The organism is Lentzea chajnantorensis, from assembly GCF_054300775.1.
Map to the genome: position 1 here is coordinate 1,647,112 of NZ_JBSDZT010000002.1, position 21,275 is coordinate 1,668,386.

The window sequence follows — 21,275 nt, forward strand, 5'->3', positions numbered from 1 at the left end:
TTCAGCCGCTTGAAACGGGCGTGCACCCACAACGGGGGTGCACGCCCGTTTTGCTGTGTCCGGACCTTCACGACATGCGCCGTGTGACCGTTTCACGAGGTCACGCTCAGTGCTGTTATCCGAACGCAACCGCCATTAACCCAACTGGTGAGTAACCTCCCGCGAACGAACTCGTTGCCCAGGTGTGACGCCGGTCCCGTCGGCGTCGTCGGGCTGTGCGGAGGTGCGGATGGGCGTCGAGGTGGTCGTCGAGGGTCTGACCAAGTCCTTCGGCAAGCAGACCATCTGGCAGGACGTCACGCTCACGTTGCCGCCGGGTGAGGTCAGCGTGATGCTCGGACCGTCGGGCACCGGCAAGAGCGTGTTCCTGAAGTCGCTGGTGGGACTGCTCAAGCCGGAGCAGGGCAAGATCGTCATCAACGGCACGGACCTCGTGCGGTGCTCCGAGCACAAGCTCTACGAGATCCGGAAGATGTTCGGCGTGCTGTTCCAGGACGGTGCGCTGTTCGGGTCGATGAACCTGTACGACAACATCGCCTTCCCGCTGCGGGAGCACACCCGCAAGAGCGAGGCCGAGGTCCGCAGGATCGTCCTCGAGAAGATGGAGATGGTCGGTCTCGTCGGTGCGGAGAAGAAGCTCCCCGGCGAGATCTCCGGCGGCATGCGCAAGCGGGCCGGTCTGGCCCGCGCGCTGGTGCTCGACCCCGAGATCATCCTGTGCGACGAGCCGGACTCCGGGCTCGACCCGGTGCGCACGGCGTACCTGAGCCAGCTGCTGATCGACCTCAACGCGCAGATCGACGCGACGATCCTCATCGTCACGCACAACATCAACATCGCGCGGACCGTGCCGGACAACCTCGGCATGCTGTTCCGGCGGGAGCTCGTCATGTTCGGGCCGCGGGAGGTCCTGCTCACGAGCGACGAGCCGGTGGTCGAGCAGTTCCTCAACGGGCGGCGGCTCGGGCCGATCGGCATGTCCGAGGAGAAGGACCAGGCGACCATGGCCGCCGAGCAGGCGCACGCGGACGCCGGGCACTCGGACGGGTCGCCGGACGAGGACATGCGCGGGGTCGTGCCGCAGCTGGAACCGACGCCGGGGTTGCCGTACCGGGACGCGGTGCGGCGGCGCAAGGACCGGGTCATGTCGATCATCCACCGGCTGCCGCACGAGGCGCAGCAGGGCATCATCGCCAGCCTCACCACCGAGGAGCAGGTGCGGTACGGGGTGCACGTCGGGACGCCGGTCGCGGCTCCCACGCCGAGCCCGTGGCCGCGGACCGGTGGTGTGCTGTGAGCACCCAGACCTTTCCCGGCGCCGGTGCGCTGCGGGAGACCGGGAAGCTGTGCCAGCTCGGCATCGACGTGGTGCGCACGTCGTTCCGGCGGCCGTTCCAGCTGCGGGAGTTCATCCAGCAGAGCTGGTTCATCGTCAGCGTCACGGTGCTGCCGACGGCACTGGTCAGCATCCCGTTCGGCGCGGTCATCGCGTTGCAGCTGGGCAGCCTGACCAGGCAGATCGGCGCGCAGTCGTTCACCGGTGCCGCCAGCGTGCTCGCGATCATCCAGCAGGCCAGCCCGATCGTGACGGCGCTGCTCATCGCCGGTGCCGGCGGCAGTGCGATCTGCGCGGACCTCGGGTCCCGCACGATCCGCGAGGAGATCGACGCCATGGAAGTGCTCGGGGTGTCGCCGATCCACCGGCTGGTCGTGCCCAGGGTGCTGGCGGCGATGCTGGTGTCCGTGCTGCTCAACGGCATGGTCAGCGTCGTCGGCGTGCTCGGCGGCTACTTCTTCAACGTGATCATGCAGGACGGCACGCCCGGTGCCTACCTCGCGAGCTTCAGCGCGCTGGCGCAGCTGCCGGACCTGTGGATCAGCGAGCTCAAGGCGCTGATCTTCGGGTTCATCGCGGGCATCGTGGCCGCCTACCGGGGGCTCAACCCCGCGGGTGGCCCGAAGGGCGTGGGCGACGCGGTCAACCAGGCCGTGGTCATCACGTTCCTGCTGCTGTTCTTCGTCAACTTCGTCCTCACCACGATCTACCTGCAGGTCGTGCCCGCGAAGGGGAGCTGATGGCGAACAAGGTGCTGTCCACCCTGGACGGGTTCGGCGACCAGCTGTCGTTCTACCTCAAGGCGCTGGCGTGGACGCCCCGCGCGCTGAAGCGGTACTCCAAGGAGACGCTGCGGCTGCTGGCCGAGGTGAGCTTCGGGTCCGGTGCGCTCGCGGTCATCGGCGGCACGATCGGCGTGATGGTCGGGTTGTCCGTGTTCACCGGCACCGTCGTCGGTCTGCAGGGGTTCACGGCCCTCAACCAGATCGGCACGAGCGCGTTCGCCGGGTTCGTGTCCGCCTACTTCAACACGCGTGAGATCGCGCCGCTCGTCGCCGGGCTGGCGTTGAGCGCGACGGTCGGAAGTGGGTTCACCGCGCAGCTCGGCGCCATGCGGATCTCCGAGGAGATCGACGCGCTGGAGGTCATGGGCATCCCGAGCCTGCCGTTCCTGGTCACCACGCGGATCATCGCCGGGTTCGTCGCGATCATCCCGCTGTACGTGATCGGCCTGCTCACCAGCTACCTGGCGGCCAGGACGATCACCGTGGAGTTCTACGGGCAGTCGGCGGGCACGTACGACCACTACTTCAACCTGTTCCTGCCACCGGTCGACGTGCTCTGGTCGTTCGGCAAGGTGCTGGTCTTCGCGGTCGTGATCATCATGACCCACTGCTACTACGGCTACCGCGCCTCCGGCGGGCCGGCGGGGGTCGGTGTGGCCGTCGGACGGGCGGTGCGCACCGCCATCGTCACGACCGCGCTGCTCGACTTCTTCCTGAGCCTCGCGATCTGGGGCGCCACGACGACGGTGAGGATCGCCGGATGAAGAAGCGCGTGCTGGGCATCGCGTTCCTCCTCGCGATCGCCATGTTCCTGTCGCTCACGGTGGCGCTCTACAAGGACGCCTTCAGCGACTACGTGAAGGTGACGCTCAAGACCGACCACATCGGCAACCAGCTGCTGACCGCGAGCGACGTCAAGGTCCGCGGGCTGATCGTCGGCTCGGTCAAGGCCATCCGCACCACCGGCGACGGCGCCGAGCTGGAGCTCGCGCTGCTGCCGGACAAGGTCGAGCAGATCCCCGGCAACGTCTCCGCGCGCCTGCTGCCCAAGACGTTGTTCGGCGAGCGGTACGTGAACCTCGTGCTGCCGCAGCGCAAGGGCGCCGCCATCAGGGAGGGCGCGGTCATCGAGCAGGACCGCACCAGCAGCGCCATCGAGGTCGAGCGCGTGCTGAACAACCTGATGCCGGTGCTGCAGGCGATCCAGCCGGAGAAGCTCGCCACGACGCTCACGGCGTTGTCGCAGGCGCTCGACGGCCGCGGCAAGCCGCTCGGCGAGACGCTGGTGTCGCTCGACGCCTACCTCGGTGAGCTCAACCCGCAGCTGCCGGCGCTCAAGGAGAACATCTCCAGGCTCGCCGACGTCGCGAACGTCTACTCCGACGCCGCTCCCGACCTGCTCCAGGCGCTCAACGACATGACCACGACGACCAAGACCGTGGTCGACCAGCGGGACAACCTGCTCGCGCTGTACGGCTCGCTCACCACGACCTCGCAGGACCTCACGGGCTTCCTCGCGGTCAACAAGAACAACATCATCCAGCTCGCGGACACCAGCCGTCCGACGCTGGAGCTGCTGGCCAAGTACGCGCCCGAGTACCCGTGCCTGCTCAAGGGCCTCAGCGAGTTCAAGCCGGTCATCGAGAAGGCGTTCGGTGTGGGCACCAACGAACCCGGCCTGCACATCACGCTGGAGATCACGAACACCCGCGGCAAGTACAAGCCCGGCATCGACGACCCCGAGTACCGGGACAAGCGCGGGCCACGCTGCTACGACCTGGTCCCGCGGCCGGACCCGTTCCCGCAGTACCCGCCGGAGGGTCCGGTGAAGGACGGCTCCAGCTCGCCGCCGCCCGCCCGCGTCGCCAACGACGGGATCCTGCCGCCCGCGACCGCCGGGAACGCGACCTCGCCGTCGTCGGCCACCGCGGTGAACCTCGCGAACTCGCCGGAGGAGGCCCGGATGATCGCGGCGCTGTTCGGCCCGCGGATGGGCGTGGACCCGCAGGACGTGCCGGGCTGGTCGAGCCTGCTGCTCGGACCGCTGGTGCGCGGAACGGAGGTGACGGTCGAGTGAAGGGTGTGCTCGCCCCGCTGCTGAAGCTGATCACGTTCGCCGTGGTCACGATCCTCGCCACGACCCTGCTGGCGATCACCATCGCGAACGTCAACCTGGCCGGCGCCACCGGGTACAAGGCGCGGTTCACCGACGTCACCGCCCTGAACGAGGGCGACGACATCCGCATCGCCGGCGTCCGCGTCGGGCAGGTCGACGAGATCAGGGTCGTCGACCGCAAGACCGCCGAGGTCGAGTTCTCGATCGACGGCGACCGCCGGCTGCCCGACGCGGTGACCGCGACCATCAAGTACCGCAACCTGGTGGGCCAGCGGTACATCGCGCTGGAGGCCGGCACCGGCGACACCAGCGCGGTGCTGCCCGAGGGCGGCACGATCCCGCTGGAGCGCACCAGGTCAGCGCTCGACCTCACGGTGTTGTTCAACGGCTTCAAGCCGCTCTTCCAGGCCCTGTCGCCGGACGACGTGAACAAGCTGTCGTTCGAGATCGTCCAGGTGCTGCAGGGAGAGGGCGGCACGATCGACAGCCTGCTGCGGCACACGGCGTCGCTGACCAGCACGCTCGCCGGCAAGGACAAGGTCATCGGCCAGGTCGTCGACAACCTCAACGTCGCGCTGGACACCGTGAACTCGCGCGGCGACGACCTGAACAACCTCGTCGTCACGTTGCAGCAGCTCGTCTCCGGGCTCGCGCAGGACCGCCAGCCGATCGGCGAGGCCATCACCGCGCTCGGCGACCTCACCAACGCGACCGCCGGCCTGCTGGAACAGGGTCGCGAACCGTTGCGCAACGACATCGCTCAGCTCGGCATCGTCTCGAAGACGCTGGGGGACAACGAGGTGCTCGTCGAGGGCGTGCTCCAGCGGCTGCCGAACAAGCTGGAGACGATCACCAGGACCGCGACCTACGGCTCGTGGTTCAACTTCTACCTGTGCGAGGCCAGCGGCCAGATCGCCGTGCCGCCGGTCATCACCGACCCCGTCCCCATCACGGCGTTGCCGGTGACACAGCAGAGGTGCCGCCGATGAAACAGCGCAACCCCATCGCCACCGGCGCGATCAGCCTGACGTTGATCGCACTGCTGCTGCTCGCCGCGTTCTACTCCGACGACCTGCCGATCGTGGGCGGCGGCACGAGCTACGCGGCGGACTTCAGCGAGGCCGCGGGCCTGGTGCCGGGCAACGAGGTCCGCGTCGCCGGCGTGAAGGTCGGCAAGGTCACCAAGGTCGGGCTGAACGGCGACCGGGTGCGGGTGACGTTCAAGGTCAAGGACGCCTGGGTGGGCGACCGGTCGACCGCGATGATCCGCATCAAGACGTTGCTGGGCCAGAAGTTCCTGGCGCTCGACCCGCAGGGCTCGCAGCCGCTCTCGCCCGGTGACCCGATCCCGAAGGAACGCACGCTCGCGCCGTACGACGTGAACGAGGCGTTCAACGGGCTCGCGACGACCGTCGGCCAGATCGACACCAAGCAGCTCGCGGACAGCTTCACCGTGCTGTCCGAGACGTTCAAGAACTCGCCCGAGCACGTCCGCGGCGCGCTGGACGGCCTGTCCGCGCTGTCGAAGACGATCTCCTCGCGCGACGAGCAGCTCGCGAAGCTGCTCGACAACACCCGGCAGCTGACCGGGACGCTGGCCGACCGCAACGCCGAGTTCGAGAAGCTGATCGCCGACGGCAACCTGCTGCTGGGCGAGCTGCGCAAGCGGCGGGAGGCCATCAGCGCGGTGCTCGGCGGCACGCGCGACCTGGCCAGGCAGCTCTCCGGGCTGGTCGCGGACAACCAGGACCAGCTGCGGCCGGCGCTGCAGCAGCTCGACCGGGTCACCACGATCCTGCAGCGCAACCAGGACAACCTGGACCGCAGCCTGGCGCTGCTGGCCCCGTTCTACCGGGTGTTCGCGAACACCCTGGGCAACGGGCGCTGGTTCGACACCTACATCTGCGGTCTGCTGCCGCCCTCGGTGAACCTCGGCGTCGTCGGGTTCAACGAGGAAGGCTGCCTGCCTCCGGGGGTGGCGCGATGACGACTGTGGTGCACAGCAGGGCCGGCCGGTTCATCGCGATCGCGTGCGTGCTCGCGCTCGTGCTGACCGCCGCGCTCTGGTGGGTGTTCAACGGCATGAACGGGCGCAAGGTCACCGCGCACTTCGCAGCGGCCGTCGGCGTCTACCCCGGCGGTGACGTGCGGGTGCTGGGCGTGAAGGTCGGCACGATCGACGAGGTCACGCCGGAGGGCAAGACGGTGAAGGTGGTGTTCACCGTCGACCGCGACGTGCGGGTACCGGCGAACGCGCAGGCCGTCGTGGTCTCGCCGAGCGTGGTCAGCGACCGGTACGTGCAGCTCTCGCCCGCCTACACCGGTGGGCCGGCGATGGCCGACGACGCCGTGATCCCGCGCGAGCGCACCGCGACACCGGTCGAGCTCGACGAGCTGTACTCGTCGCTGGACAAGCTCACGACCGCGCTGGGCCCCAACGGCGCGAACGCCGACGGCGCGCTCGCGGACCTGCTGAACTCCGCGGCGAAGAACCTGGAGGGCAACGGCCAGGCGCTCAACGACACGCTGAAGAACCTCGGCCAGGCCACCCGCACGCTGTCGGGGTCGAAGGAGGACCTCTTCGCGACCGTCGACAACCTGCAGAAGTTCACGGCGATGCTGGCCGCGAACGACAGCCAGGTGCGGGACCTCAACAAGCAGCTGGCTGACGTGGCGAAGCTGCTCGCCGACGAACGCGGCGACCTCGGTGCCGCGCTGAGCGAGCTGGCGACCGCGCTGGGGCAGGTGCAGGGGTTCGTCAAGGACAACCGTGCCGGGCTGAAGTCCAACGTGGACAAGCTGGCGTCGATCACGCAGGTGCTCGTGAACCAGCGGGCGGCACTGGCCGAGACGCTGGACGTGGCACCGCTGGCGCTGGGCAACCTGCAGAACTCCTACAACGCGGCGTCCGGCACGCTCGACACCCGCGCGAACATCAACGAGCTCAACCAGCCGCCGATCGTGTTGATCTGCAAGCTGGTGCAGCAGGCGACGCCGAACAACGTGCCGCCGGTGCTCGCGAACACGTGCAAGCAGCTGGAGCCGCTGCTGAGCGGTGCGATCCCGCTGAAGTCGCCCGCCGAGGTGCTCGGCGACCTCAACGCGGGCAAGCTGCCGCTGCCCCTGCCGCTCGCGGGGGTGCCCCGGTGAAGAAGCTCGTCGTGGGTCTCGCGGCGGTGTTGCTGGTCTCCGGCTGCGGTTCCGGTGGCTTCGACGGCGTCTACAACATGCCGCTGCCCGGTGGCGCGGACGTGGGCGACCACCCGTACCGGGTGAAGGCGCACTTCAAGGACGTGCTCGACCTGGTGCCCCAGGCGGGCGTGAAGGTCAACGACGTGCCGGTCGGCCGGGTGGAGCGGATCGACCTCGCTCCCGGCGGCTGGACCGCCGAGGTCACGCTGCTCGTCAACGGCGACGTGCAGCTCCCGGCCAACGCGTACGCGAACCTGCGCCAGTCGGCGTTGCTCGGCGAGAAGTTCATCGAGCTGGGCAAGCCGAAGGACGCGAGCGGCAAACTCGCGGACAACGCGACCATCCCGATCGAGAAGACCAACCGCAACCCCGAGGTCGAAGAGGTCTTCGGCGCGTTGTCGTTGCTGCTCAACGGTGGCGGTGTCGCGCAGCTGCAGAACATCACCAAGGAGCTCAACGCGACGTTCGAGGGCAACGAGCAGGAGATCAGGTCGCTGCTCGGCAACCTCGACACGTTCGTCGGGCAGCTGGACGAGCACAAGGCGGAGATCGTCCGCGCGCTCGACTCGATGAACCGGCTCGCCGCCACCCTCGCGCAGCAGCGGGACCGGATCACCGTGGCGCTGACCGACCTGGAGCCCGGCCTGAAGGTGCTGGCCGAGCAGCGCACGCAGCTGGTGACGTTGCTGCAGTCGCTGACCAGGCTGTCCGACGTCGCCGTGGACACGGTCAACCGCAGCCGCGACGACATCGTGGCCGACCTCAAGGCGTTGCAGCCGACGCTGACGAAGCTCGCCGAGTCGGGGCAGAACCTGCCGAACGCGTTCGAGCTGCTGCTGACCTACCCGTTCCCGGACGCGGCGGTCGACGGCATCAAGGGCGACTACACCAACGCGTTCATCGACCTGGACCTCAACCTGGGCAACGTCCTCGACAACCTGGGCCGGTCGCGGCAGACCCCGCTCGAAGGCATCCTGCCGCCGAGCCAGGGCACTCCGCTGCCGCTGCCGAACCTCCCGCTGCCCGGCATCGGCCAGGGCACCGGGTCGGGCCTCGGCGACATCCTCGGCGGTCTGCTGGGAGGGGGGCGCAAGTGATCACGCGGGGCACGAAGCTCAAGGTCGTGGCGTTCGTCCTGGTGGCGTTGCTGGGCATCTCCTACGTCAGCGCGAACTACGTCGGGCTCTTCCGCTCGTCGTCGACCGTCGTGACGATGCAGCTCGCCGACTCCGGCGGCATCTTCTCCAACGCCGAGGTCACCTACCGCGGTGTCACGATCGGCCGGGTCGGGCAGCTGCGGCTGACCGCCGACGGCGTCGAGGCCGACCTGGAGCTCGACGCCGACGCACCGCGGGTGCCGGCGTCGGCCGAGGCCGTCGTCGCCAACCGGTCGGCGGTCGGCGAGCAGTACGTGGACCTGCGGCCGAAGACCGACGGCGGCCCGTTCCTGGAGGCCGGGTCGGTGATCCCGCGGTCGGCGACGAAGACGCCGCCGCCGGTGGACGGGCTGCTGACGAACCTCGACGCGTTCGCCACCTCGGTGCCGACGGACTCGCTGAAGGTCGTGGTCGACGAGCTGCACACGGCCTTCAACGGCACGGGCGGCGACCTCCAGGTGCTGATCGACAACACCGCGGCGTTCACGGCAGCGGCGCGCGAGCACCTGCCGCAGACCACGCGGCTGCTGCAGGACGGGCGGATCGTGCTGGCCACGCAGGCCGTGTCCGGCGGCGCCATCCGGTCGTTCAGCGGTGACCTGCGGTTGCTCGCCGAGCAGCTGAAGGCCTCCGACGGCGACCTGCGGCGGCTCATCGTCGCGGTGCCGCCGGCGTCCGAGCAGGTGTCGGCGCTGCTCAGGGAGAGCGGGCCGAACCTGGGCGTGGTGTTCGCGAACCTGCTGACCACCTCGAACATCCTGGTGACCCGGCGCGACGGCCTGGAGCAGATCGCCGTCACCTACCCGATCGCCGTGGGCGGTGGCTTCACCGTTGCGCCGGGCGACGGGTCGGCGCACTTCGGGCTGGCGCTGAACGTGTTCGACCCGATGCCGTGCACGGTCGGGTACGAGGGCACGCGCATCCGCACCGGCGCCGACACCGCACCCGTGCCGCTGAACACGCAGGCCTACTGCGCGCTCGCGCCCGGAAGTGCCACCTCGGTGCGCGGGTCGCAGAATGCTCCGTACGGCGGGACACCGGTGGGCACCGCGGTCACCCAGCCCGGCCAGGAGCCCACCACCGGGTCGCAGACCACCGTGCCCGAGGTGCCGTTGCTGACGTCGCTGGGCCAGCTGCTGGGCCTGCCAGAGGGGAAGAAGTAGTGCGGACCTTCACCACCGTCGCCGCCGTCCTCGCGGTCCTGACCTTCGGCTTCGCCGCGTACGCGGGCGTGACCTGGTACGCGGCGGCCCATTCCTCCGAGTCGTCGTTCGCCTCCGCGCGCGACGAGGCCCGGCGCGCGGGTGAGGTCGGCATCACGAACTTCCTGACGCTCGACTACCGCAAGGTCGACGAGGACCTGCAGCGCTGGCTGAGCTCGTCGACCGGCGAGCTGCGCGCGGAGATCGACAAGGACAAGGACGCGCGCAAGAAGCAGCTGGTCGACGCGAAGTCCGTGACGACGTCGAAGGTCCTCGACGCCGCCGTGTCCGAGCTGGACGACCGCGCGGGCACCGCCGAGATGATCGCCGTGGTCGAGAGCACCGTGACGCCCGACGGCGGCCAGCAGGTCACCAAGATCAACCGGTACCTGACCAAGCTCACCCGCACGGACGACGGCTGGAAGCTGAGCCAGCTGGGCCCGCTGCGGGCGGGCGTCTGACCCGGTCCCGGTCCCGGCTTCGGCCAGAGTTGATTGGACGAGAGCACGTGCCCCCACCCCGCCGCCGCCCCATCCCCACGCCGCCCGCCGGTGGCCGCCCGCGCGTGGCCGGTCTGAACCGCCGTGCCGCCGCGCCCGAGGCCGGTGAGGCGACCGAGGTGGTGACGCCGGAGACCGCCGCTGCGAAGCGGGCCGAGGCGGTTGAGGCCGTCGAGCGGGCCGAGGCTGCCGGTGCGGGTGAGGTCGTCGAGGCTGCGGAGGCCGGGCAGTCCGCCGAGACCGTCGAGCCGGAGGAGTCCGGGCTCAAGGCGCCCGAGGCGGTGGACTGGACGCCGTCGGCCGCTCCGAAGCCCGCGAAGTCAGAGCCTGCAGAGGCCGAGCCGGAGGGGCTCCCGGTCGAGGTCGCCGGTACGAGGTCAGCGTCCGGGGGCTGGGTGCTGCCGGTCGCGCTGGTCGTGGTCGCGCTGCTGTTCGCGGGCCTCGGCACGTTCTTCCTGGTCAAGTCCAGGTCGGGCGGCTACGACTCGGCGCTGGTCGACTCCGCCACCACGTCCTCGGTGAACGGCCAGGTCCGCGAGGCCGTGGAGAAGTCGTTCTCGTACAACTTCGCCGACGTCACCGCCACCGAGAAGGCCGCGAAGGAGCTCCTGACCGGCAAGGCGCTCTGCCAGTACAACGCCGTCTTCGGTCCGGTCCGCGAGATCGCCCCGCAGCAGAAGCTCGTGGTCAGCGTCCGCGTCGTCTCCTCCGCCGTGTCGTCCCTGCGCGACGGCCGCGCCACCGTCCTGGTCTTCGCCGACCAGGTCACCACCCGCACCACCGACAACCAGACCGGCGGCGGCACCGCCATGCTCCAGGTCGGCGCCGTGGAGGACGGCGGCCGCTGGAAGGTCGACAACCTGAGGATGTTCGGCGCGACCGCCGACCAGGACCGCCAACTCCAGTCCTGCTGACCGGCACGCGGGCCCCCCGCGTGCCCTCCTGGGGGTACGCGGGGACCCCGCGTGCGGTCCTGGAGTACGAAAGCTCCCCGCGTGCACTTGCCGAGGGGGTGCGGACGTTCGGTTCGGGCTGCCTCGCTGCCCTTCGCCGGGAGCCACATACCCGGTGGATGGTCGGTGCCAAACGCTTCGGTGGGGTCGAGTAAGATCAACAACGTCGTCCAAGGCCCGCAAAGGGCTTGGAAGCACCCCAAAGGGGCCCTTCGCCAGACCCGACACGCGTGATCTCGGTCACACGGTTTCTCGTGGCGCTCTGTAAGAGCGCTTGAGGCCGTCAACTTCCCACCAAACCGGGCGTACACGTGTTTGTGCAGGTCAACTGGATGACGGTCGGTGAACGGCGCTCCATCCAGAGAGTGGATAAGCGCTCGACATCTTGACTGCGCGCTCATGCAGGGTCACTCTGTCGGTGAGCAAGAGGAGGGTCCTTCCAGGTGCCTCTCGACAGTCGCCGTGCGTGTGGCTAGACTGCCCCTTTGCGCTGCCCATTTTCCGCTTGCCCTTCGCCGAGAGCGTGGATTAGTCGAGCAGCGCCGCACCCTAGACAGCCGTGCTAGTTCGCTCTAGCCAGCTATTTGTCCCTGGAAGGACGCATCTTGGCGATCTCTCGCGCGACCAAGGCCACTGCTGCGACCAACTCCACGTCGGGGATCCCTGGAGCGCCGAAGCGAGTTTCCTTCGCGAAGATTCACGAGCCGCTTCAGACGCCCAACCTGCTCGACCTGCAGATCCAGTCCTTCGAATGGCTCACCGGTGACGAGGCGTGGTTCCAGCGCCGCGTCGACGCCGGCGACGAGACCCCGACGGGTGGCCTCGAAGAGGTCCTCAACGAGATCTCGCCGATCGAGGACTTCTCCGGCTCCATGTCACTGTCCTTCTCCGACCCGCGCTTCGACGAGGTCAAGGCCTCGACCGAGGAGTGCAAGGACAAGGACATGACGTACGCGGCACCGCTGTTCGTCACGGCGGAGTTCACCAACCACACCACTGGCGAGATCAAGAGCCAGACGGTGTTCATGGGTGACTTCCCGATGATGACGAACAAGGGCACGTTCATCATCAACGGCACCGAGCGCGTGGTTGTCTCGCAGCTCGTTCGCTCGCCTGGTGTCTACTACGACACCGCGGTCGACAAGACGACGGACAAGGACGTCTTCAGCGTCAAGATCATCCCGTCCCGGGGTGCCTGGCTGGAGTTCGACGTCGACAAGCGCGACACCGTGGGTGTCCGCATCGACCGCAAGCGTCGCCAGCCGGTGACGGTGCTGTTGAAGGCCCTGGGCTGGAGCACGGAGCAGATCCGCGAGCGGTTCGCGTTCAGCGAGACGTTGCTGACCACGCTCGAGAAGGACCACACCGCGGGTACCGACGAGGCGTTGCTCGACATCTACCGCAAGCTGCGTCCGGGCGAGCCGCCCACGAAGGAGTCCGCGCAGGCCCTGCTGGAGAACCTGTTCTTCAAGGACAAGCGCTACGACCTGGCGAAGGTTGGTCGCTACAAGATCAACAAGAAGCTGGGCCTGGACACCGAGATCAACACCGGTGTGCTGACCGAGGACGACATCGTCACGACGATCGAGTACCTCGTCCGCCTGCACGCCGGTGAGACGATGATGGACGCCGCCGCCGGTGGCGACGTGCCGGTCGAGGTCGACGACATCGACCACTTCGGCAACCGCCGCCTGCGCACGGTCGGCGAGCTGATCCAGAACCAGATCCGCGTCGGTCTGTCCCGCATGGAGCGCGTCGTCCGCGAGCGCATGACCACGCAGGACGTCGAGGCCATCACGCCGCAGACCCTGATCAACATCCGTCCCGTCGTGGCGGCGATCAAGGAGTTCTTCGGCACCTCGCAGCTGTCGCAGTTCATGGACCAGACCAACCCGCTCGCGGGTCTGACCCACAAGCGCCGCCTGTCGGCGCTGGGTCCCGGTGGTCTGTCCCGTGAGCGGGCCGGCATGGAGGTCCGCGACGTCCACCCGTCGCACTACGGCCGCATGTGCCCGATCGAGACGCCGGAAGGCCCGAACATCGGCCTGATCGGTTCGCTCTCGTCCTACGCGCGGGTCAACCCGTTCGGCTTCATCGAGACGCCGTACCGCAAGGTCGTCGACGGCCGGGTCACCGACCAGATCGACTACCTGACCGCGGACGAGGAGGACCGCTTCGTCAAGGCGCAGGCGAACTCGCCGACCGATGACGAGGGCAACTTCACCGACGACCGCGTCCTGGTCCGCAAGAAGGGCGGCGAGGTCGAGTTCATCGACCCGACCGACGTCGACTACATGGACGTCTCGCCGCGCCAGATGGTGTCGGCCGCGACCGCCATGATCCCGTTCCTCGAGCACGACGACGCCAACCGCGCCCTGATGGGTGCGAACATGCAGCGCCAGGCCGTGCCGCTGCTCCGCTCCGAGTCGCCGCTCGTCGGCACCGGCATGGAGCTGCGCGCCGCGGTCGACGCCGGTGACGTCGTCGTCGCGAAGAAGACCGGTGTGGTCGAGGAGGTCTCCGCCGACTACATCACCGTCATGGCCGACGACGGTGCGCGCAACACCTACGCGCTGCACAAGTTCCGCCGGTCGAACCAGGGCACCTGCATCAACCAGAAGCCCATCGTCAACGAGGGCGACCGGGTCGAGCAGGGCCAGGTCCTGGCCGACGGTCCGTGCACCGAGAACGCCGAGATGGCGCTCGGCAAGAACCTGCTCGTGGCGATCATGCCGTGGGAAGGCCACAACTACGAGGACGCGATCATCCTGTCGCAGCGCCTCGTGCAGGACGACGTTCTCACCTCGATCCACATCGAGGAGCACGAGATCGACGCCCGCGACACGAAGCTCGGCGCCGAGGAGATCACCCGGGACATCCCGAACGTCTCCGAGGAGGTCCTCGCCGACCTCGACGAGCGCGGCATCATCCGCATCGGTGCCGAGGTCCAGCCGGGCGACATCCTCGTCGGCAAGGTCACGCCCAAGGGCGAGACCGAGCTGACGCCGGAGGAGCGCCTGCTCCGCGCGATCTTCGGTGAGAAGGCGCGCGAGGTCCGCGACACCTCGCTCAAGGTGCCGCACGGCGAGTACGGCAAGGTCATCGGCATCCGCGTGTTCTCGCGCGAGGACGACGACGAGCTGCCTCCGGGCGTGAACGAGCTCGTGCGCGTCTACGTGGCCCAGAAGCGCAAGATCCAGGACGGTGACAAGCTCGCCGGCCGCCACGGCAACAAGGGCGTCATCGGCAAGATCCTCCCCGTCGAGGACATGCCGTTCCTCGAGGACGGCACGCCGGTCGACATCATCCTGAACACGCACGGTGTTCCGCGTCGTATGAACATCGGCCAGGTGCTGGAGACCCACCTCGGGTGGATCGCCAAGCAGGGCTGGAGCATCAACGGCGACCCGGACTGGGCGAAGAACCTGTCCGAGGACCTGCTGGAGGTCGAGCCCGGCACCAAGACCGCGACCCCCGTGTTCGACGGCGCGAAGGAAGAGGAGATCACGGGCCTGCTCGGCTCGACGATCCCGAACCGCGACGGCGAGCGCATGGTCAAGGAGAACGGGAAGGCGCAGCTCTTCGACGGCCGCTCCGGCGAGCCGTACCCGTTCCCCGTGTCGGTCGGCTACATGTACATCCTGAAGCTGCTGCACCTGGTGGACGACAAGATCCACGCGCGTTCGACCGGGCCGTACTCGATGATCACGCAGCAGCCGCTGGGTGGTAAGGCGCAGTTCGGTGGTCAGCGCTTCGGTGAGATGGAGTGCTGGGCGATGCAGGCGTACGGCGCCGCGTACACCCTGCAGGAGCTGCTCACCATCAAGTCCGACGACGTGCTCGGCCGCGTGAAGGTCTACGAGGCCATCGTCAAGGGCGAGAACATCCCGGAACCCGGTATCCCGGAGTCCTTCAAGGTGCTGCTCAAGGAGCTGCAGTCGCTCTGCCTCAACGTCGAGGTCCTGTCTTCGGACGGTGCCGCGATCGAGATGCGCGACGGCGACGACGAGGACCTGGAGCGCGCGGCCGCGAACCTCGGCATCAACCTGTCGAGGTCCGAGTCGCCCTCCGTGGACGACGTCGTCAACTAGTCACCTCGCCGGCTGGTGATGGGGCTGCCTCCGAGCCAAGAAATCGGACGCAGTCCCTCACCGGCCCTCCGACCAGCTCCTTTGCCACCGATCTAAAAAGGGGAAGAGAGTAGACGTGCTCGACGTCAACTTCTTCGATGAGCTCCGCATCGGTCTCGCGACCGCGGACGACATCCGCCAGTGGTCCTACGGCGAGGTCAAGAAGCCCGAAACCATCAACTACCGCACGCTCAAGCCCGAGAAGGACGGCTTGTTCTGCGAGAAGATCTTCGGTCCCACCCGGGACTGGGAGTGCTACTGCGGCAAGTACAAGCGCGTGCGCTTCAAGGGCATCATCTGTGAGCGCTGCGGCGTCGAGGTGACCCGCGCGAAGGTGCGTCGTGAGCGCATGGGCCACATCGAGCTCGCCGCTCCGGTCACGCACATCTGGTACTTCAAGGGCGTCCCCAGCCGGTTGGGCTACCTGCTCGACCTGGCCCCCAAGGACCTCGAGAAGATCATCTACTTCGCCGCCTACGTCATCGTGGGCGTGAACGCCGAGCTGCGCCACAACGACCTGCCGACGCTCGAGAGCGAGATGCAGGTCGAGCGCAAGCGCGTCGAGAACCGCCGCGACGCCGACGTGGAGGCCCGCGCCCAGAAGCTCGAGGCCGACCTGGCCGAGCTCGAGGCCGAGGGCGCCAAGTCCGACGTGCGCCGCAAGGTCAAGGAGGGTGGCGAACGTGAGATGCGCCAGCTCCGCGACCGCGCCCAGCGCGAGCTGGACCGCCTCGACGAGATCTGGTCCACCTTCACCAAGCTCGAGCGCGCCCAGCTGATCGCGGACGAGCTGCTCTACCGCGAGCTGTACGACCGCTACGGCGACTACTTCACCGGTGCCATGGGCGCCGAGGCCATCCAGAAGCTCCTGGGTGACTACGACGTGGACGCCGAGGCCGAGGTCCTGCGCGAGACGATCCGCAGCGGCAAGGGCCAGAAGAAGCTGCGTGCGCTCAAGCGCCTCAAGGTCGTCGCCGCGTTCCAGGCGACCCGCAACAACCCGCAGGGCATGGTCCTGGACTGCGTCCCGGTCATCCCGCCGGACCTGCGCCCGATGGTGCAGCTCGACGGTGGCCGCTTCGCGACCTCGGACCTGAACGACCTGTACCGCCGCGTGATCAACCGCAACAACCGCCTCAAGCGACTGATCGACCTCGGCGCGCCCGAGATCATCGTCAACAACGAGAAGCGGATGCTGCAGGAGGCCGTCGACGCGCTGTTCGACAACGGCCGCCGCGGCCGCCCGGTCACCGGGCCCGGCAACCGCCCGCTCAAGTCGCTGTCCGACCTGCTGAAGGGCAAGCAGGGCCGGTTCCGCCAGAACCTGCTCGGCAAGCGCGTCGACTACTCCGGCCGTTCGGTCATCGTGGTCGGCCCGCAGCTCAAGCTGCACCAGTGCGGTCTGCCCAAGCAGATGGCGCTGGAGCTGTTCAAGCCGTTCGTGATGAAGCGGCTCGTGGACCTCAACCACGCGCAGAACATCAAGTCCGCCAAGCGGATGGTCGAGCGTGCGCGCCCGGCCGTGTGGGACGTGCTGGAAGAGGTCATCACCGAGCACCCGGTGCTGCTCAACCGCGCACCCACGCTGCACCGCCTCGGCATCCAGGCCTTCGAGCCGCAGCTGGTCGAGGGCAAGGCCATCCAGCTGCACCCGCTGGTCTGTGAGGCGTTCAACGCCGACTTCGACGGTGACCAGATGGCGGTCCACCTGCCGCTGAGCGCCGAGGCGCAGGCCGAGGCCCGCGTCCTGATGCTGTCGTCGAACAACATCCTGTCCCCGGCGTCCGGCAAGCCGCTGGCCATGCCGCGTCTGGACATGGTGACGGGTCTGTACCACCTGACCCGGCACAAGCCCGGCGACATCGGCGAGGGCCACTTCTACTCGTCGCCCGCCGAGGCCCTGATGGCGTTCGACCGCAAGGTCCTGGGCCTGCAGTCGATGGTGAAGATCCGCGTCTCCGACAAGAACCCGCCCAAGGGCCAGGAGCCCGAGGGCTGGGAGCCCGGTCAGCCGTGGCTCGCGGAGACCACGCTGGGTCGCGTGCTGTTCAACGAGATCCTGCCGCAGGACTACGCCTTCATCAACGAGGTCATGCCCAAGAAGCGGCAGGCCATCATCATCAACGACCTGGCCGAGCGGTACCCGATGGTCACCGTCGCCCGGACGCTGGACAAGCTGAAGGACGCCGGTTTCCACTGGGCCACCCGTTCCGGTGTGACCGTCGCGATCTCGGACGTCCTCGTCCCCGCCGCGAAGCAGGACATCCTCGAGGAGCACGAGCGCCTCGCGGACGCGGTGGAGAAGCGCTACCAGCGCGGTCAGCTCTCCCACGAGGAGCGCAACTCCGAGCTGGTCAAGGTGTGGACCAAGGCCACCGAGCAGGTCCACGAGATCATGGAAGACAACTTCCCCGAGGACAACTCGATCCGCGTCATCGTGCAGTCCGGCGCCGCCGGCAACATGACGCAGGTCCGTTCGCTCGCGGGTATGCGTGGTCTCGTCACCAACCCGAAGGGTGAGTACATCCCGCGCCCGATCAAGAACTCGTTCCGCGAGGGCTTGTCGGTGCTGGAGTACTTCATCGCGACGCACGGTGCCCGCAAGGGTCTGGCCGACACCGCGCTGCGCACCGCCGACTCGGGTTACCTGACCCGTCGTCTGGTGGACGTCTCGCAGGACGTCATCATCCGCGAGGTCGACTGCGGCACCACCCGTGGTGTCCAGATGACCGTCGGCGAGCAGCTGGGCGACAAGGTCGGCCTGCACGAGTTCGCGCAGACCTCGGTCTACGCCCGCACCGTCGCGGACGACATCCTCGACGCGCAGGGCAACCTGGTCCTGAACCGCGGCGACGACCTCGGCGACCCGGCGCTCCAGTCGCTGGTCGACGCGGGCATCATCCGCGTGAAGGTGCGCTCGGTCCTGACCTGCGAGTCCGCGGTCGGTGTGTGCGCGTCCTGCTACGGCCGCTCGATGGCGACCGGTCAGCTGGTCGACGTCGGCGAGGCCGTCGGCATCGTCGCCGCCCAGTCGATCGGTGAGCCGGGCACGCAGCTGACGATGCGCACGTTCCACCAGGGTGGTGTGGCCGGTGACGACATCACGACCGGTCTGCCCCGTGTCCAGGAGCTCTTCGAGGCCCGCGTCCCGAAGGGCAAGGCGCCGATCGCCGACGTCGACGGCCGCGTCCGCATCGAGGACGGCGACCGCTTCTGGAAGATCACGCTGATCCCGGACGACGGTTCCGAGGAGATCGTGTTCGAGAAGCTGTCGAAGCGTCAGCGCCTCGCGAACACGGCGACCGGCCCGCTGCAGGACGGCGACCACGTGGCCGTCGGTCAGCAGCTGCTGGAAGGTACCCCGGACCCGCACGAGGTCCTGCGCGTCATGGGCCCGCGCGAGGCCCAGCTGCACCTGGTGCAGGAAGTGCAGAAGGTGTACCGCGCCCAGGGTGTGGCCATCCACGACAAGCACATCGAGGTCATCGTCCGGCAGATGCTCCGCCGGGTCACGATCATCGACTCGGGTGCGACGGAGTTCCTCCCGGGCTCGCTGGTCGAGCGCGCGGACTTCGAGTCGGGCAACCGCGCCGTCGTCGCCGAGGGTGGCGAGCCGGCGGCCGGACGTCCGGTGCTGATGGGTATCACGAAGGCCTCGCTGGCGACGGACTCGTGGCTGTCCGCCGCGTCGTTCCAGGAGACCACGCGTGTGCTGACCGACGCCGCCATCAACGGGCGTTCGGACAAGCTCATCGGTCTGAAGGAGAACGTCATCATCGGTAAGTTGATCCCGGCCGGTACGGGCATCAACCGCTACCGCAACATCCAGGTCCAGCCGACCGAGGAGGCGCGCGCTGCCGCGTACGCCATCCCCTCGTACGACGACGGGTACTACACCCCGGACGTCTTCGGCACGGGCACTGGTGCCGCGGTGCCGCTGGACGACTACGACTTCGGTCGCGACTACCGCTGAACGCGCTAGTGGAGAACGGCCCCCGGAGCTTCTGCTCCGGGGGCCGTTCCGTTTGTGCCGTCAGCGGTGGGCGAGGCCGTCCAGCCGCAGCGCGGTGGAGTCGTCCCGGTGGCTGCCGGTGCTGCCGACGTGCTTGGCGCTGATCTCCGCGCCGTTCTTGAGCACGTGGTGGAGTGCCATCCCGTGCCCGCGGCCCAGGTCGTAGTCCGTCTTCAGCCATTCCAGGAAGACGCCCGCCTTCGTGCTGCCGTCGTAGCCCTGCTCGGCGGCGGCCGCCAGCAGCTCGGCCGGGGTCTTGCCGGTCTTCTTCTCCGCGCCGTCGAGGTAGGCCTGGAAGGACATCGCCGTCTCCGTTCGTCGTGATGCCCGAAGCCTAGGACAACTCCAGCTGTCTTGACAACTTTTATTGTCGGTGAGTCACAGCCCCGGCCCGGAGACCTCGACACCGTGGTCGGTGAAGCGGAGCCGGTAGATCGCCGGCATCGACATGGCCTGCGAGAACGAGTGGTCCACGGTGTCGACGCCGAAACCGACGAGCGCGCGGGACACGAACGTGCCGTGGCTGCCGATGACCACGGGGCCGTCCCCGTGCTCGCGGGCGAGCGAGGTCAGGACCGCCGTGGCGCGGGCCGTGAGCTGGTGCAGGCTCTCCGCGCCGGGGCGGGCGAAGTGCGGGTTGGCCCAGCTCTCGGCGTAGTGGCGCGCGTAGTCCGGCGTGGGGTCGATGCCGGAGTCCCACTCCCGCAGGTCGTGGCCGGTGCGCACGGGCAGGCCCAGCGCGCGGGCGAACGGTTCGACGGTCTGCACCGCCCGCAGGTACGGGCTGGAGGCGATGAGGCTGGGCTCGATCCCGGCGAGGTGCGCGACGAGGTGTTCGGCCTGCGCCAGGCCCTCCGTGGTCAGCGGCCTGCGGTACTCGTCAGGGCCGCCGCGGCGGGGAGGCGTCGACCGGGCATGCCGGACCAGGACAACTTCGGCGCGCATCAGCCGAGTGTGGCAGCGATCAGCGGCGACGGGCACGGGCCAGCGCGCGGGCCCGCAGGACGAGGTCGTCGACCAGCTGCTCGTCCACCAGCGGCGGCACGCCGGACTCGTCGGTGCAGCACCGCGGTTTCGTGCGCTTCTCCGACAACCGCGGGCGGACGCCGGCCATCTCGTACAGCACCTCGTAGAGGTCGAGGCCGGGATCGTCGTCGTGCGGGCCGACCAGCAGCACCCACACGACGTCGGGGGAGGGGAAGGCGACGACGACCCGGTCGGCACCGCGCAGGTGCTTCACGCACAGGCGGGGCAGCGGTTCGGGGCCGGTGACGCGGTAGCCGAGGGCGGCGCAGCCGGAGTGGGCGAAGCTCGTCGAGGAAGCGCTCGTAGGCGACGCGGGCGCGGCCGCGGAGGCCGGCTGCCTGGGCGTGGGCGGTGTGGGTTTCTACGACCTGGAGCAAAGGGGATCTCAGACCGGGCGGACCACGCGTCCCCTGCCGCTGCGCATCTCGTCGAGGGAGGCGGCGAGGTCGCTGCGTTCGAGCAGTGACTGGTCGCTGAGGCGGCGGTGGACTTCGTCGAGGAGGCCGCGGGTCTTGCCGGCGCGGCGGAGGTCGGACACGAGGTGCAGCACCTCGTGCAGGCGCACGGTGTCGAGCAGCATGCGCGGTTCCTGGCTGTGGATGGCCAGCACGCCCTCGCGGGCCCAGGCCTTCACGGTCTTCTCGGTGAGGTCGAGCAGCTCACCGGCCACCACCGGGCGCACCGGCGGGGCCTGGCGCAGGGTCTTCGCCACCACGCCGTCCAGCCGGTGGCGGCGTTCGTCGTCCTCCGCCAGGGAAGACGCGACGGACTCGAGCTCTTCGATGGTGTCGAACAGGTCGCGGATCTGGGCGGCCTCGGTTGCGACGGACATCGCTCCTCCTCCCGTTGACTACCGATTATCGCCC

Annotated in this window: 17 protein-coding genes; 13 read left to right on the plus strand and 4 right to left on the minus strand. The window is 68.6% G+C overall.

Going from position 1 to position 21,275, the window contains the following annotated elements; genetic code table 11:
* The first annotated feature begins 229 nt into the window (after positions 1 to 229).
* From ACVDFE_RS08915 to ACVDFE_RS08975, 13 genes are all read left to right on the plus strand, one after another.
* Positions 230 to 1,297, plus strand: coding sequence for an ABC transporter ATP-binding protein (locus tag ACVDFE_RS08915; RefSeq protein WP_458430173.1), 1,068 nt, complete (start codon positions 230 to 232; stop codon positions 1,295 to 1,297).
* Positions 1,294 to 2,076: an MlaE family ABC transporter permease gene (locus ACVDFE_RS08920; protein ID WP_360395681.1), complete on the plus strand. Its 783-nt coding sequence runs from the start codon at positions 1,294 to 1,296 to the stop codon at positions 2,074 to 2,076. Before ACVDFE_RS08915 ends, ACVDFE_RS08920 begins: the two co-directional genes overlap by 4 nt.
* Complete coding sequence (locus ACVDFE_RS08925; RefSeq protein ID WP_360395683.1) at positions 2,076 to 2,885, plus strand: MlaE family ABC transporter permease; 810 nt, start codon at positions 2,076 to 2,078, stop codon at positions 2,883 to 2,885. Before ACVDFE_RS08920 ends, ACVDFE_RS08925 begins: the two co-directional genes overlap by 1 nt.
* The gene (locus ACVDFE_RS08930) at positions 2,882 to 4,198 is read left to right on the plus strand and encodes an MCE family protein (RefSeq protein ID WP_360395685.1); all 1,317 of its coding nucleotides are present in this window, start codon (positions 2,882 to 2,884) and stop codon (positions 4,196 to 4,198) included. Before ACVDFE_RS08925 ends, ACVDFE_RS08930 begins: the two co-directional genes overlap by 4 nt.
* Complete coding sequence (locus tag ACVDFE_RS08935; protein WP_458430174.1) at positions 4,195 to 5,226, plus strand: MCE family protein; 1,032 nt, start codon at positions 4,195 to 4,197, stop codon at positions 5,224 to 5,226. The genes ACVDFE_RS08930 and ACVDFE_RS08935 overlap by 4 nt, the downstream gene beginning before the upstream one ends.
* Positions 5,223 to 6,224 (plus strand): MCE family protein, encoded by a 1,002-nt coding sequence (locus tag ACVDFE_RS08940; protein ID WP_458430175.1) that lies wholly within the window; start codon positions 5,223 to 5,225, stop codon positions 6,222 to 6,224. The genes ACVDFE_RS08935 and ACVDFE_RS08940 overlap by 4 nt, the downstream gene beginning before the upstream one ends.
* Positions 6,221 to 7,387 (plus strand): MCE family protein, encoded by a 1,167-nt coding sequence (locus ACVDFE_RS08945; protein WP_360395691.1) that lies wholly within the window; start codon positions 6,221 to 6,223, stop codon positions 7,385 to 7,387. Before ACVDFE_RS08940 ends, ACVDFE_RS08945 begins: the two co-directional genes overlap by 4 nt.
* The gene (locus ACVDFE_RS08950; RefSeq protein ID WP_458430176.1) at positions 7,384 to 8,526 is read left to right on the plus strand and encodes an MCE family protein; all 1,143 of its coding nucleotides are present in this window, start codon (positions 7,384 to 7,386) and stop codon (positions 8,524 to 8,526) included. The genes ACVDFE_RS08945 and ACVDFE_RS08950 overlap by 4 nt, the downstream gene beginning before the upstream one ends.
* Positions 8,523 to 9,749: an MCE family protein gene (locus tag ACVDFE_RS08955; protein ID WP_458430177.1), complete on the plus strand. Its 1,227-nt coding sequence runs from the start codon at positions 8,523 to 8,525 to the stop codon at positions 9,747 to 9,749. The genes ACVDFE_RS08950 and ACVDFE_RS08955 overlap by 4 nt, the downstream gene beginning before the upstream one ends.
* The gene (locus tag ACVDFE_RS08960) at positions 9,749 to 10,249 is read left to right on the plus strand and encodes a nuclear transport factor 2 family protein (RefSeq protein ID WP_360395697.1); all 501 of its coding nucleotides are present in this window, start codon (positions 9,749 to 9,751) and stop codon (positions 10,247 to 10,249) included. The genes ACVDFE_RS08955 and ACVDFE_RS08960 overlap by 1 nt, the downstream gene beginning before the upstream one ends.
* Positions 10,250 to 10,296: 47 nt before the next feature.
* Positions 10,297 to 11,202, plus strand: a complete 906-nt coding sequence (locus ACVDFE_RS08965; RefSeq protein WP_458430178.1) for a hypothetical protein — start codon at positions 10,297 to 10,299, stop codon at positions 11,200 to 11,202.
* 644 nt (positions 11,203 to 11,846) lie between these two features.
* Positions 11,847 to 15,332: a DNA-directed RNA polymerase subunit beta gene (gene rpoB / locus ACVDFE_RS08970; RefSeq protein ID WP_360395701.1), complete on the plus strand. Its 3,486-nt coding sequence runs from the start codon at positions 11,847 to 11,849 to the stop codon at positions 15,330 to 15,332.
* A 115-nt stretch (positions 15,333 to 15,447) separates the two neighbouring features.
* On the plus strand, positions 15,448 to 19,344 hold the full coding sequence (locus ACVDFE_RS08975) for a DNA-directed RNA polymerase subunit beta' (RefSeq protein ID WP_360395703.1): 3,897 nt from the start codon (positions 15,448 to 15,450) through the stop codon (positions 19,342 to 19,344).
* Between the two features lie 60 nt (positions 19,345 to 19,404).
* Here the strand turns inward: ACVDFE_RS08975 and ACVDFE_RS08980 are convergent, their stop codons facing one another.
* The 4 genes from ACVDFE_RS08980 to ACVDFE_RS08995 form a co-directional block, all read right to left on the minus strand.
* On the minus strand, positions 19,405 to 19,686 hold the full coding sequence (locus ACVDFE_RS08980; protein ID WP_458430179.1) for a DUF4287 domain-containing protein: 282 nt from the start codon (positions 19,684 to 19,686) through the stop codon (positions 19,405 to 19,407).
* A gap of 75 nt (positions 19,687 to 19,761) precedes the next feature.
* Positions 19,762 to 20,328 carry a histidine phosphatase family protein gene (locus ACVDFE_RS08985; RefSeq protein ID WP_458430180.1) on the minus strand — a complete coding sequence of 189 codons (567 nt, stop codon included), beginning with the start codon at positions 20,326 to 20,328 and terminating at the stop codon, positions 19,762 to 19,764.
* Between the two features lie 19 nt (positions 20,329 to 20,347).
* A complete protein-coding gene (locus ACVDFE_RS08990) occupies positions 20,348 to 20,623 on the minus strand; it encodes a hypothetical protein (RefSeq protein WP_458430181.1) in 276 nt (91 codons plus the stop codon).
* Positions 20,624 to 20,794: 171 nt separating this feature from the next.
* Complete coding sequence (locus ACVDFE_RS08995; RefSeq protein WP_360395711.1) at positions 20,795 to 21,241, minus strand: hypothetical protein; 447 nt, start codon at positions 21,239 to 21,241, stop codon at positions 20,795 to 20,797.
* Between the last annotated feature and the right edge of the window lie 34 nt (positions 21,242 to 21,275).